Origin of the sequence: Tistrella mobilis KA081020-065, from assembly GCF_000264455.2 — a bacterium.
Taxonomy (GTDB): Bacteria; Pseudomonadota; Alphaproteobacteria; order Tistrellales; family Tistrellaceae; genus Tistrella; species Tistrella mobilis.
Map to the genome: position 1 here is coordinate 1,413,591 of NC_017956.1, position 13,544 is coordinate 1,427,134.

The 13,544-nt window shown below is 68.1% G+C and carries 11 protein-coding genes and 1 pseudogene; 8 read left to right on the forward strand and 4 right to left on the reverse strand.

Translation table 11 applies throughout. The annotated features are described in order from the left end of the window. Positions 1 to 5: 5 nt before the first annotated feature. The 4 genes and pseudogenes from TMO_RS06465 to TMO_RS06475 form a co-directional block, all read right to left on the reverse strand. A complete protein-coding gene (locus TMO_RS06465) occupies positions 6 to 323 on the reverse strand; it encodes a hypothetical protein (RefSeq protein ID WP_041604861.1) in 318 nt (105 codons plus the stop codon). 95 nt (positions 324 to 418) lie between these two features. After that, entirely contained in the window at positions 419 to 1,189 is a 771-nt protein-coding gene (locus TMO_RS32805) for an enoyl-CoA hydratase-related protein (RefSeq protein ID WP_041605593.1), read from the reverse strand. Positions 1,190 to 1,381: 192 nt separating this feature from the next. Continuing rightward, positions 1,382 to 1,729: pseudogene (locus TMO_RS32810) on the reverse strand (MarR family winged helix-turn-helix transcriptional regulator); the annotation flags it as partial. A gap of 15 nt (positions 1,730 to 1,744) precedes the next feature. Beyond that, entirely contained in the window at positions 1,745 to 3,640 is a 1,896-nt protein-coding gene (locus TMO_RS06475; protein WP_041605594.1) for an acyl-CoA synthetase, read from the reverse strand. 271 nt (positions 3,641 to 3,911) lie between these two features. Here TMO_RS06475 and TMO_RS06480 point away from each other — a divergent pair, with 271 nt between their 5' ends. The 8 genes from TMO_RS06480 to TMO_RS06515 all read left to right on the forward strand — a co-directional run bounded on the left by TMO_RS06480 (position 3,912) and on the right by TMO_RS06515 (position 13,501). After that, positions 3,912 to 4,664, forward strand: a complete 753-nt coding sequence (locus TMO_RS06480) for an SDR family oxidoreductase (RefSeq protein WP_014744805.1) — start codon at positions 3,912 to 3,914, stop codon at positions 4,662 to 4,664. Positions 4,665 to 4,831: 167 nt separating this feature from the next. Further along, positions 4,832 to 5,533, forward strand: coding sequence for a TetR family transcriptional regulator (locus tag TMO_RS31575; protein ID WP_014744806.1), 702 nt, complete (start codon positions 4,832 to 4,834; stop codon positions 5,531 to 5,533). Positions 5,534 to 5,855: 322 nt separating this feature from the next. Next, positions 5,856 to 6,893 (forward strand): substrate-binding domain-containing protein, encoded by a 1,038-nt coding sequence (locus TMO_RS06490; RefSeq protein ID WP_014744807.1) that lies wholly within the window; start codon positions 5,856 to 5,858, stop codon positions 6,891 to 6,893. A 117-nt stretch (positions 6,894 to 7,010) separates the two neighbouring features. Continuing rightward, positions 7,011 to 8,576, forward strand: a complete 1,566-nt coding sequence (locus tag TMO_RS06495; protein ID WP_014744808.1) for a sugar ABC transporter ATP-binding protein — start codon at positions 7,011 to 7,013, stop codon at positions 8,574 to 8,576. Beyond that, entirely contained in the window at positions 8,573 to 9,610 is a 1,038-nt protein-coding gene (locus TMO_RS06500) for an ABC transporter permease (protein WP_014744809.1), read from the forward strand. The genes TMO_RS06495 and TMO_RS06500 overlap by 4 nt, the downstream gene beginning before the upstream one ends. A gap of 60 nt (positions 9,611 to 9,670) precedes the next feature. Further along, complete coding sequence (locus TMO_RS06505) at positions 9,671 to 10,678, forward strand: sugar-binding transcriptional regulator (protein ID WP_014744810.1); 1,008 nt, start codon at positions 9,671 to 9,673, stop codon at positions 10,676 to 10,678. A gap of 159 nt (positions 10,679 to 10,837) precedes the next feature. After that, the gene (locus TMO_RS06510) at positions 10,838 to 12,604 is read left to right on the forward strand and encodes a glycerol-3-phosphate dehydrogenase/oxidase (RefSeq protein WP_014744811.1); all 1,767 of its coding nucleotides are present in this window, start codon (positions 10,838 to 10,840) and stop codon (positions 12,602 to 12,604) included. A gap of 54 nt (positions 12,605 to 12,658) precedes the next feature. Then, positions 12,659 to 13,501, forward strand: a complete 843-nt coding sequence (locus TMO_RS06515; protein WP_014744812.1) for a class I fructose-bisphosphate aldolase — start codon at positions 12,659 to 12,661, stop codon at positions 13,499 to 13,501. The last annotated feature ends 43 nt before the right edge of the window (positions 13,502 to 13,544 follow it).

Consider the following 13,544-nt stretch of genomic DNA (forward strand, 5'->3'; position numbering starts at 1 on the left):
CGGCGTCAGCTCGCGTGGGCGATGTCGAGATGGGTCATCACCACGCTACCCCCGTCGATGGCAGTAAGGAAGGGGCGGGCGGTGGGTTCCTGCATCAGCGCATCGGCCGCGGCGCGGGCTGTGGCCAGATCCTGCCATTCGATGCAGTCGATCCAGACCCCCATATCGGCGAGGCCCAGGCGCCGGCGGACGAAGCCGGGGCGGGTGGCCAGCCAGCCGTCCATGCGGGCGGCATCGGCGGTGAAGGCCTCAGGATCTATGCCGGGCCTGAGGCGGAAGCGGACGATTTCGAGAACCGGGGAAGGCTGACTGATCTGGTCCATGGGGCTGAGGCCTTGTCTGGGTTGTCCCATCTGCGCCCCATCCATAGCGCACGTCTCCTGACAGCATCTTGTCAGGAGACGTGAACGCATCGTGATCAGCCGAGCTTTGTGAAGTCGGGCCGCCGGCGCTCGGCAAAGGCGGTGAAGGCCTCGCGGGCTTCGGGGCTCTGCAGACGCTCGAAGAACAGCTTGCTTTCGGTGTCCATCACCGAGGCGATGGCGGCCGCATCCCGCATCAGCCCCTTGGTCGCCTTAAGCGCGCCGATCGGCTGCTGCGCAAGCCGGCCGGCGGCGGCACGTGCGGCGCCGAGCACATCGTCGGCGGGCAGGGCCGCATTGACCAAGCCGATCTTGGCTGCGTCGAAACCGCTCAGCACCTCGCCCAGGGCAAACATCGCGAAGGCGCGGCGATGGCCGATCGCGGCCGGCAGCAGCAGGCTCGATGCCGCTTCCGGCACCAGGGCCAGGCCGACGAAGGGGGTGGAGAGTTTGGCATCCCGGGCGACATAGACCAGGTCGCAATGCAGCAGCATGGTGGTGCCGATGCCCACCGCCTGGCCCAGCACGCCCGCCACCACCGGCTTCTGCATCCGGGCGAGCTGTTTCAGCACCCGCTGGACATGGCGCACCGCCGGGCCCTGGCCGGCGGCGATCTTCGCAAAATCGCCGAGGTCGTTGCCGGCAGTGAAATCGCCGCCCTCGCCGCGGATCAGCACCACGCGGATCGCGTCATCGGCCTCGGCCGCTTCCAGCGCGTCGGCGACGGCGCCGTACATCTCGTTGGTGATCGCGTTCTTCTTCGCCGGGCGGGCAAAGACGATCTCCATGATCCCGTCGGCGGTGGTCGTGCGGATATCGTCGGTCACGATCGGTGACGTCATGATGGGGGTGCTTTCCTGATCCTCGGGCGGGAGACCGGCATCGGTGTTCGTGCCGACCGTCTTCAGCCAATGCGCGATCACCGCGCGCTCCTCGGGCGTAAGCCCGTGGGCCATGCGGCGGGTGAGGTCGTTGGCGCGGCGCGCGGCGACCCGGCGGATCGCCTCGCCACGCTCGGTGAGCCGGAGAGTGACCGCCCGCCGGTCGGCCGGATCATCGGTACGGGCGACCAGCCCGGCCGTTTCCAGCTTCTGGACGAGGGTGGAGGTGGCGGACTGGCCAAGATCCAGCGCCGCCCCCAGCGCCGTCACCGACGACGGCCCGCGCTCCCCCAGCACGAACAGCGCCGCCGATTGCGAGGTGGTGATGCCCAGATCCTCGATCCCCGCCTCGGCGATCGCCATCACCCGCCGGTTGGCGGCGGCCAGAAGGTGGATCAGGCGGGGTGGTCTGGACATGCGCTCCTGTCTCCGAACTGCATCGACGTCGAAGTATATGCATCGATGTCGATGTATTTCAATATCCATCGACGTCGATGTATCTCAGCCGAAGACGACCCGGTGCGGCACCGGGAAGCGGCCCAGGATCTGCTCCACCCGATCGACCAGCGCCGGCCTGTCGTCCTCGGGCACCGGCGTGCCGTCGTCCAGGGTCAGCGTCACCACCGCGCAGGTGCCCAGCCGGTCGTCGGGACCGGTCTTAACGGTCGCGGCCAGGCCCTCCAGCGCCGCCAGTTCGGCCGCATAGACCCGGTCGGTGGCGAGCTGGCGGAGCGTCGGTTTGAAGATCTTGCCGATCGCGGTCACCGGCATCTCGGCCAGGATGATCACCTCATGCGGGGCTGCGGGCCGTTCCGGCACCCGGTCGCGCGCCCAGGCGACCAGCTCGTCGGAACTGGCGGCGGCGCCCGGCTTCAGCGTCACGAAGGCGACCGGGATCTCGCCCGCATAGGCATCGGGCCGGCCGACCGCGCCCGCCAGCGCCACGGCGGGGTGGGCGTGCAGCACCTCTTCGATCGATTGCGGATCGATATTGTGGCCGCCACGGATGATCAGATCCTTGGCGCGGCCGACCAGGAAGATCCGGCCCTGATCGTCGATGCGTGCCAGGTCGCCGGTCGAAATCCAGCCGTCGCCGACGAACAGTCCGGCGTCGAACCGGCTCTGTTTGTAGCCCGAGATGGCATTGGGGCCCTTGAGGCACAGCACGCCGATTTCGTCGACCGCGGCATCACGCGCCAGCTTGCCGTCCGCATCCAGGATCACGGTTTTCATCGGCTGGTACGGAAAGCGGATGCCGACCGAGCCTGCAAGTGCCTCGCCATAAGGCGGGTTGACCGCAGAGGCGCAGGTGCCTTCGGTCAGGCCATAGCCTTCGAGCAGCTTGATACCGGTCAGCCCCTCGAAGCCGCGGATCACCTCCAGCGGCAGGGGGGCGGCGCCGACCACGGCGAAACGCAGGCTGGAGAGATCGGCACCCGCCACCGGCACCTGCATCAGCGCGGTCAGTACGGTGGGCACGGATGAGAAGGTCGTGACCCGGTAGCGCTCGACGATCTTCCAGAAATTGCGGATCAGATCGGGGTTGCGATAGCCGGCCGGGGTGGCGAGCAGCACCCGGGCGCCGGCCATGAACGGCGCCAGGCCGGTGACATGGACGGCATTGACATGGAACAGCGGCAGCCCCGACAGCGTGCAGTCGGCCGGCGACATGCCGATCACCCGCGACAGGATCCAGCCCATATACAGCTCGTTGCGGTGCAGATGGCGGGCGAGCTTGGGCGTGCCGGTGGTGCCGCCGGTGTGGAAATAGGCGCAGACATCGTCCGGGCCGGGTTCCGACCAGCCGACCGGCCGGTCGGCGGGGGCGGCGGTGAGCAGGGCCCCCCAGTCCTTCACCTTCGGATGCACCGCCATGTCCACGGGCCCGCCGCCGACCTTGATGACCGCCGTGATGCCCGGCAGGCGCTCGGCCGCGGCCACGGCCTTTTCCCAGAGGTCGAGCCCGGGGAGGGGACCCGGGGCCAGGATCAGTTTCGCATCCGCCGCCTCGGCGATTTCGACGATCTGGTCGATGCCGAGCAGCGGGTTGATCGGCGCCGCGATGCCGGCCGCCTCCGCACCCCAGAGCGCGATATGGGTTTCAGGCAGGTTGGGCATCAGCATGGCCACGGCATCGCTGCGCCCGAGACCGAGCCCGGCAAAGGCATTGGCCGCACGGGTCACCGCCTCGAAAAAGGCAGCGTAGCCAAGCTCACGCGGGGTTTCCTCGGCGGTACCTGCCGACAGATGGGTGATGGCCGGTGCATCGCCATAGGCCATCGCCGCCCAGCGCAGCACGTCATAGGTGCTGGTGAAGCCGAGGCGCTGGTCGAGCGGCATCTCGGTCTCGATCCGCTCGACATCGGCGATCGAGGCGATGCGGAAGCGCGGCCCCATCGGGTGGCGGGTGGCGGCGGGGTTGGTGGTCGTGGGCATCCGGGGCGGTCTCCCTTGCGCGGGGCCGGCTTCTTCGGCAGGCCGGCCTCCTTCGTCCTGGTGTTGCCGGATGATGCCCGTTCCGGGGCGCGCGGTCGAGACGGCAGCGGCGATTGTATCGGGAGATTTTTCGGCGGAGGAACGAGGGCTGTGACCAATGTCGCGCCATAAATGACCATTGGTCATTTATTATGGGGGCCGTCGATCTATCACTCAGCCAGGGATTTCCAGCATGTCCGCTTCTCCCGCCCCCATCTTCGCAGGCCGCCGCGTGCTCATCACCGGTGCCAGCAGCGGCATCGGCGCCGCCATCGGCCGCCGCCTTGCCGCCGACGGCGCGGCCGTGATGCTCGCCGCCCGCCGCACCGACCGCCTTGAGGCGCTTGCCGCAGAGATCACCGCCGCCGGCGGCACGGCCGCAATTGCCACGGTCGACATTGCTGACCGCGCCGCGGTGCAGCGTCTGGCCGACGAAACCGAAGCCCGCTTCGGCGCCATCGACGTGCTGGTCAACAATGCCGGCCTGATGCCGCTCTCGCCGCTCGCCGCCGGCAAGGTGGAGGAGTGGGAGCGGATGGTCGACGTCAACCTGAAGGGCGTGCTCTACGGCATTGCCGCGGTGCTGCCCAAGATGCAGGCCCAGGGGCGCGGCCATGTGATCAACGTGGCCTCGGTCGCAGCTCACAAGGTCTTCCCCGGCGCCGCCGTCTATTGCGCCACCAAATTCGCCGTCCGGGCCCTGTCGGAAGGGCTGCGGATGGAGGCGGGGCCGAAGATCCGCACCACGGTGATTTCACCCGGCACGGTTGCGACCGAACTTGCCGACACCATCACCGTGCCCGAGGTGGCGGCCATGATCCGCCGCTATCAGGAGATCGCCATCGGCCCCGAGGCGATCGCCGATGCCGTGGCCTATGCCATGGCCCAGCCCGCAACCGTCGACGTGAACGAGATCGTCATCCGCCCGACGGCGCAGGACCTCTGAGCCTCGTGACGGCCGGAGGGCCGCCGCGGCGGCGCCCCTCCGCTTCGCGTGTGCGCGCAGGTCGACATGCCGTCCCGGCCTTGCCCCGCTGCGACTTCCCGGCCATTCTGGCACCCAGATGGGACGATCCGTGCGGACGTCCCGCCACTGGCCAGGATGGAGCCCCCTTGACCATTGCCCCCGGACGGCGCGCACGCAGTACCGAAGCCAAGGCTGCCCGGCGCGAGGCGATCCTCGATGCCGCCCGGCGGCTTTACGAGGCGGCGCCGACGATCGAGGCGGTGGGTATAGAAGAGGTCGCCCGCGCGGCCGGTGTCGCCAAGGGCACGGTCTATCTTTATGCGCCGTCCAAGGAAGCGCTGTTCCTGGCGCTTTATGAGCGCACCACCCTGGCCTGGCTCAACCGGCTGGAGGCGCGGCTTGCCGCCAAGTCGGCAGCCGATCCGGCGCGGGCGGGCTATGCCGCCGATGCGGCCCGGGCTGCGGCGGCCGCCGTGGTGGGGGCCTGTACGGACGTGCCGTTGATGGCCCGGCTGAACGCCGCGCTGCACGGCTCGCTGGAACCGCGGCTGGATGCGGATGCGCTTTATGCGGTCAAGATCGGCATGATCGAACGGTTGAACGGCATCGCCCGCGATCTCGGCCGGGTGCTCGGCCTGCCGGCGCGGGAGGCGGCGGAGGTCGTGCCCGGCCTGTTCGTGTGCATGATCGGTTGCCATCACGTCGCGATGCCGCCGCCCAATCTGGCCGGGCTGTACGAGCGGCCCGAGATGGCGCCCTATCGGCTTGATTTCAGCCGGTTGATGGGGAATTCCCTGCGGGACATGTTCCTGGGGCGGCTGGCCGCCCGTCCGGAAGAACCCGCCTGACATAAATCCGAATCCTCCCTCTTTTATTCCCTGATCCGACCGGTTGCGATGGCCGGTGCCTGCGCGCGAGAGGCGAGCGGTACCGGCTTTTTTGCGTGTTCCGGTCCCCTTGACTCGGCCTGTCACGGCGCCGTAACGTCGAGGCGTGAAAGAAATTCTGATCTATGAAAAAACTTTCACAGCCATCATCGGGCCGCGGGATGCGGCCGCAGTGAAGCACCGACGCAGGCCGGGAGGGCCGGGCGGAGGGTATGGGCCAGAACGGGCGCCGAGGGATCCGAAGCCAAGCGATCCCGGTCCGAGACGTTGGGGAAACGCCGAGATGAAGACTTTCACCGCCGCCCTGCTCGCGGGGGCGATCGCCGTGGCCGGGATGGGCATGACCACCGCCGCGGCCAAGGCCGAAGAGACCTCTCCCTTCCGCTGCAAGGAAGGCGAGACCTATGCCATGAACGTCATGGTGTCGGGCGTGGAATACTGGTTCCCGGTCTATGAGATGTTCAAGCAGGCCGCCCATCAGATGGGCTGCAAGACCGTCTATACCGGCACGCCGGATTACGACGTGACCAAGCAGCTGGCGACCTTCGAACAGGTGCTGGCCAAACAGCCGGCCGGCGTGCTGCTGCACCCGATGAACCCCGATCCGTTCATCGAGCCGATCGATCGCGCCGCAGAGATGGGCATTCCGGTCGTGACCTTTGCGGCCGATTCGCCCAACAGCAAGCGCGTCGCCTATGTCACTTCCGACAATTTCCGCGAGGGCGCCACGGCCGCCGATACTCTCGCCAAGGCCATGGGCGGCAAGGGCGACTACGCCATCCTGGAGAATCCCGGCCAGGACAATCACGACCGCCGGGTGTCGTCCTTCATCAGGCAGATGGAGGAAAAGTATCCGGAGATGAAGCTGGTGGCCCGCACCGCCACCAACCAGGATCCGACCCGCGCCTATAACGCGGTGCTGACCATGGCCCAGGCCCATCCCGGGCTCGGCGCCGTGTTCATGCCCGAGGCGAGTTCGGCGCTGGGCGCTGCCCAGGCGGCGAACGAGCTGGGCGGCAAGATCAAGGTCATGAGCGTCGACGTGAACGCCAAGGTGCTCGATATGATCAAGGCCGGCCAGATGTTCGGCGCGATCAACCCGAACCAGGGCGTCCAGGGCTATATGGGCTTCATGATGCTGTTCCTGGCGGCCCATCCCGATCTGATCGACCCGATGAACGACTATAAGCGCAGCGGCTTCAACCCGTTCACGCTGCCGGTCATCGACAACGGCTTCTCGATCGTGACGCCCGAGAACGCCCAGGATTTCTATTGGGACGCTTACCTGAAGCGCCGCGGCACCAAGGGCATCGACGAGTGAACTGAGGGGTGCGGCCCCTGCGGCCGGGCGGGTGACCGCCCGGCATGCTCCCGCCCTCTTTCTCCTGCCCCCTCTCTTTCCTGCCTCAGCATCACCCGAGAACGGTCCGGCTGATCCATGACCCATCCTGAACCGGTGGCCGGCGCACAGGGCGAGACCGTCCTGAAGCTTAGCGGCATCACCAAATCCTTCGGCCCGGTCAGGGTGCTGACCGGGGTGGATTTCGACCTGAAGGCGGGCGAGGTCCATGCGCTGGCCGGCGAGAACGGTGCCGGCAAGTCGACCCTGATGAACATCATCGACGGCATCCATCGCCCCGATGGCGGGCAGGTGGAGCTGTTCGGTGAAGCGGTGCATCTGTCGGGGCCGGCCGAGGCCCAGGCGCGGGGCATCGGTTTCGTGCACCAGGAAATCGCCCTCTGCCCCGACATCTCGATCGCCGAGAACATCTTCATGGCGGCACCCCATGCCCGCGGCCGCTGGTTCCTGAACCGGCGCGAGTTGCGGCGCAAGGCCGAGGCGGTGCTGGGGCTGCTGCACCCGATGCCGGTGGATACGCCGGTCGGGCAGATCGGCATTTCGGCCCAGCAACTGGTCGAGATCGCCAAGGCGCTGACGCTCGACTGCCGGATCCTGATCCTGGACGAGCCCACCGCCGCCCTGACCGAGGCCGAAACCCGGCGGCTGTTCGACGTGATCCGCACGCTGAAGGCACGGGGCATCGCGATCATCTATATCAGCCATCGCATGGCCGAGATCTTCGAGATCTGCGACCGGATCACGGTGCTGCGCGACGGCCGCAAGGTGGTGACCAAGGCGATCGCCGACACCACGCCCGAAGAGGTGGCCGAACGCATGGTCGGCCGCGAACTTGGCGACCTCTACCCGGAAAAGCCGGGCGTGCCCGCGGGCGCGCCGGTGCTGCTGCAGGTGGAGGGTCTGGCCGATGCCGACGACCATATCGCGGAAATCGGCTTCGACCTGAAGGCCGGCGAGATCCTGGGTCTGGCCGGGCTGATGGGCGCCGGGCGAAGCGAGATCGCCCAGACCGTCTGCGGGCTGCGCCACCGCGCGGCCGGCCGGGTGGTGGTCGAGGGGCACGAGGCGCGGATCCCCGACTATCGTGGCGCCACGAAACAGGGCCTCGCCTATCTTTCCGAAGACCGCAAGGGGGCGGGCGTGTTCCTCGACATGTCGATCGCGGCCAATGTCTCGGCCCAGGATCCGGGCCGCGTAGCCGGCCGGCTGGGCATGATCGACGGCCGCGCCGAGGCGGCCCAGGCGGCCGAATTCGGCCGGCGGATGTCGCTGCGCATGGCGGGCCCCGGCCAGAAGGTGTCGGAGCTGTCGGGCGGCAACCAGCAGAAGGTGGCGATCGCCAAGCTGCTGCTGACCGGCCCGCGTATCGTCTTCCTGGACGAGCCGACCCGCGGCGTCGATGTCGGCGCCAAATCCGAGATCTATCAGATCCTCCGCGGCCTGGCGGCCGAGGGTAGGGGGGTCGTGGTCATCTCGTCGGAACTGCCCGAGCTGATCGGCCTGGCCGATCGCATCCTGGTGATCCGCGAAGGCCGGATCGCCGGTGAGGTGGCGGGGCCGGAGATGACCGAGGAACACATCATCCGACTTGCATCCGGCGTGGGCGCCCCCGGCGCCGCCGGCGAAGGGAGCCTGCGGCCATGAGCACGGCAGAAACCAACCGCGCAGAGACTGACGGGCGGAAGACCGGAGACATGAAGGCCGGGGCGCATCCGGCCGAACCCCGCCTGTCGCTGCTCGCCCGCTTCAACAAGATGCGCGAGGCCGGGCTGATCGTGATCATCGCGGCGCTGTTCGTGATCATGAGCTTCGCTTCGCCCTATTTCCTGACCGTCGCCAACATGAAGGCGCTGATGCTCTCGTTCTCGATCGAGGGCATCGTGGTGGTCGGCATGACCATCCTGCTGATCGTGGGCGGCATCGACCTGTCGGTGGGGGCGGTGGTCTGTTTCGCCATGGTGGTGGCGGGCAAGCTGTTCCTGCTGGGCGTCGACCCCTGGACCGCGTCGCTCGGCGGCATCGCCGCGGCGGCGATGTGCGGCGTGATCATGGGCGCCTGTGTCACGCGGATCGGTCTCAACCATTTCATCGCCTCGCTCGCGATGATGGTGATCGTCCGCGGCGCCTGCCTGGTGATCACCGAGGGCACGCCGCTGTCGCTGTTCTCGTTGCCGAAAGAGTTCAAATTCGTCGGTCAGGGCTCGCTCGGTCAGGTGCCGGTGGTGATCCTGATCTTCCTGGCGATCGTGGTGGTCTTCGACCTGCTGATGCGCCGGGCCGTGGCCTTCCGGCGGGTGTTCTATACCGGCAGCAACCCCAAGGCGGCCGACTATTCCGGCATCCGCACCTCGCGCGTCATCTTCTGGGTGACGGTGTTGAGTTCGGCCCTGGCCGGGCTGGCAGGCGTGATCTTCATGGCCCGCTTCGGCGCCGCCACCCCCACCTTCGGCGTCGGCATGGAGCTGAACGTGATCGCGGCCGCGGTCATCGGCGGCGCCAGCCTGAAGGGCGGGTCCGGTTCGGTGCTGGGCGCGGTGCTGGGTGTCGCCCTGCTGTCGCTGGTGACCAATTCGCTCATCCTGCTCGACGTCTCGGTCTACTGGCAGGATATGGTGAAAGGTCTGATCCTGCTTGTCGCGGTCTCGGTCGACCATATGCTGAACCGCAGACGCGCCTGACCTGCCACCCGACCCATGACCGAACCGCTCAAACGTCGGGTGCCCATGCGGAGAGTGACCATGCGGCATGACGACCGGACGCCCACCGGGGATGTCAGACAATACGACCTGACCCGCCGGATCTACCGGGCGCTGGTGATGCATTATGTCGAAGGCCTGAAACAGGCCGAGATCGCAAGGCTGACCGGCCAGTCGATCGCGACCGTCAGCCGGCTGATCAAGCAGGGTCACGATCTGGGCATGGTGGAGATCACCGTCCGCGCGCCCTTCCAGCCCTCGCTGGAGCTGGAGCGGCGGCTGGCCCGGGCGGCCGGGCTGATGGAGGCGCTGGTGGTGCCCAACCTGTCGGCCAATGACGAGGTGGCGCTGGCGAGCGTGGGCGAGGCGGCGGCCGGGCTGCTGCTCTCGCGCCTCAAGGACGGCGACACGATCTGCATCTCGGGCGGCAAGGGTGTCAGCGCCCTGGTCGCCGGGCTGAACCCGGCGCGACGCTACGACGTCTCGGTCGTGCCGGCGACCGGTCTCGTCGAAGGTCCGCTTTATACCGACGTCAACTATGTAGCGGCGCAGATGGCCGAGAAGCTGGGCGGGCGCGCCCATCGCATCCATGCGCCGATGTTCGCCGACACGGTGGACCAGCGCGCCATGCTGATCGACATGCGGTCCACCCGCGACATCCTGGACCGCGCACGCCATGCCGATATCGCGGTGGTGGGTGTGGGCTCGGTCACGCCGGCCGGCAGCTCTTACTACGACCTTCATCCGGAACTCGCCGACGACCGGACGGAGATCGAGCGGTCGGGCGCCGAGGCAGAACTGCTCGCCCATCTTCTGGATGGGGCAGGGCGGGTCTGTCGCTATCAGATGAACGACCGGCTGGTGGCGGTCACCCCGGAGGAACTCTCCCGCGTGCCATTCTCGATGGGCGTCGCGGTCGGGCCGGCCAAGATCGGCCCGATCCGCGCCGTGCTGCGCGGCCGGCATCTGAAAGGGCTGGTGACCGACGAGACCACGGCCGATGCCGTGCTGCCCGGCCTTGAGGCGGAGGCACCTGCCGCCCGGAGCTGAGCCCGCCCCCCGCCCCCAGATCCTTCCGCCGACGACGCCCGCCGCATCGCAGCCTTGCGATGCGCGAGGGGAGGCTTTGTCTCCGCGCCGCCGGCCCGCACCCCTCGCTTTCCCGTCCCGTCTTTCGCGTCACCGCAGTTTTCCGGAGGCCTGCCCGTCATGACCACCCGCACACGCGGACATCGGCTGGATGTCCTGGCCAAGGCGCCCGATCCTGACGTCGTCGTGATCGGCGGCGGCATCAACGGGATCAGCGTCTATCGTGAACTGGCCCTGCAGGGGTTGCGAGTGGTGCTGGCAGAGGCGCAGGATTACTGCGCCGGCGCCAGCGGTGCCCTGTCGCGCATGATCCATGGCGGCCTGCGCTACATGGAGAACGGCGAGTTCGATCTGGTGCGTGAGGCATTGCGCGAGCGGGACCTGCTGCTGCGCAACGCGCCGCATTTCGTGGCGCCGCTGGCCACCACCGTGCCGGTGTTCGAATACCTCTCAGGGATCGGCAATGCGCCGCTGCGCTTCGTGGGGTTGAGCCGCAAGCCCAGCCGGCGCGGGGCGGCGGTGCTGAAGCTGGGGCTCACCTTCTACGACATCTTCACCCGCAAGAGCCGGATGGTGCCGACCCATCGCTTTGCCGGCAAGGCGCGCACCGCACGCGACTGGCCCGACCTCAATCCGAAGGTCAAGTGCAGCGCCACCTATTACGATGCCTGGATCACCCATCCCGAACGGCTGGGGCTGGAGATGATCCGTGATCTGGAAGCGACCTGCCCCGATGCGGTGGCGGTGAACTATCTGGCCGCCGAGGGCACCGATGGCGACGCCCTGCTGCTGCGCGACCGCATCGGCGGCCGGGAATTCCGCCTGCGGCCGAAGCTTGTGGTGAACGCCACCGGCGCCTGGATCGACCTGACCAACCGGCGGGTGGCCAACCTGGTGGACGCCCCCGGTGCCGGCGCGCTGCCGCGGATGATCGGCGGCACCAAGGGATCGCATCTGATCGTGCGCAACCCGCGGTTGCTGAAGGCGCTGGGCGACCAGATGATCTATTACGAGAACCAGGAAGGCCGGGTCTGCATCCTGTTCCCCTATTTCGGCAATGTCCTGATCGGGTCCACCGACATCAAGGTCGACACGCCGGAGGGTGTGCATTGCGAGACCGACGAGCGGGCCTACATGCTGCAATCGCTGCGCTTCGTCTTCCCGGATATCGAGATCACGCCCGACCAGATCCTCTACACCTTCTCGGGCGTGCGGCCGCTGACCAATGCCGCAGCGGCGACCACCGGGCAGATCCCGCGCGATCACCATTGCCGTTTCGTGCCGGAAGAGGCCGGGCTGCCCTTCCCGGTGATGTGCATGATCGGCGGCAAATGGACCACCTTCCGCGGCTTCGGCGAGATCGCCGCCGACCAGGCGCTGGAACGGCTGGGCGGGCGGCGGCGGGTGTCGACCGACAGGCTCGCGATCGGCGGCGGCCGCGATTTCCCGCCGGCCGGGCCGGCGCGGGAGCGCTGGATCGCCGATCTGGCGGCCGCGACGGGCATCGGTGCCCATCGGGCACGGGCGCTGGCCGAACGTTACGGCTCTGCCGCGCGCCGGCTGGCGGATGATTTCGTGGCCGCGGGCGACCGGCCGCTCGCCGCCGATCCGGGCTATGGCACCGCCGAGATCCGCCATCTGATCCGGGCCGAGCATGTCGAGGCGCTGGAAGACCTGATCTGCCGGCGCACCTCGCTCGCCATCTCGGGCGAGCTGTCGGCCGATCTGCTCGACGAGCTGCTGGCGCTGCTGAGTGAAGAGCGCGGCTGGACGGCGGAACGGGCCGCCGATGAACGGGCCCGGACGCTGGAGCGGCTGGCCGCGCTGCACGATGTCACCGAAGACATGCTCCGCGCGCGCAACGAGACGACCCGGGCCGCAGGCTGAGCCCGGCGCGAACCTGCCTCTGAACACCTGGCTTGAAGAAAGGGCCGACCATCGATGTCCGACAAGTTCCGCCTCAACCGCCTGTTCCGCAATGGCCGCTGCCTCGACGTCGCCATCGACCACGGCATCTTCAACGAGCCGACCATGCTGTCGGGGCTGGAGGATGCCAAGGCCGTGTTCGACAGGCTGATCGCGGCCGCACCCGATGCGATCCAGACCAATTTCGGTCAGGCCGACCTGTTGCAATCGGTGCCGACCTCGGCGAAGCCGGCCCTGGTGATGCGGGTCGATGCAGCGAATGTCTACAACCGCCACAAGCACACCCACATGTGGTCGACCCTGCAGCAGGCCGATGATCCGGTGCTGCCGGCGGTGCAGCTGGATGCGGCCTGCGTGGTGATCAACCTGCTGATGCTGCCGGGCGAACACGACCTGTTCCGCCAGTGCGTGGAGAACATCGCGAAGGTCCGCGCCGCCTGCGATCGCTATCGCATGCCGCTGATGATCGAGCCGCTGGTGATGGCGCCCCATTCCGAGGCCGGCGGCTATATGGTGGATGGCGATGCCGAGAAGATCGTCGCCCTGGTCCGCTTCGCCCGCGAGTTGGGCGCTGATGTGATCAAGGCCGATCCGACTACCAACCCGGAAGACTTCCATCGTGTGGTCGAAACCGCCCGGTGCCCGGTGCTGGTCCGCGGCGGCGGCAAGGAGGATCTGCTGACGGTGCTGAAGAAGTCGGAAGCGCTGCTGAAGCAGGGGGCGAAGGGGCTGGTCTATGGCCGCAACGTCTATCAGCACGACAACCCGACGGGGGTGACCCGGGCGCTGATGACGCTGATCCATGACGACGCCACCGCGGAAGAGGCCTTCGCGGCGTATAAGGCCGTTGCCGCCTGAGGCGGGGGCGGGCGCTGCCCCCCGAGGCAGCGCCACCCGTAAG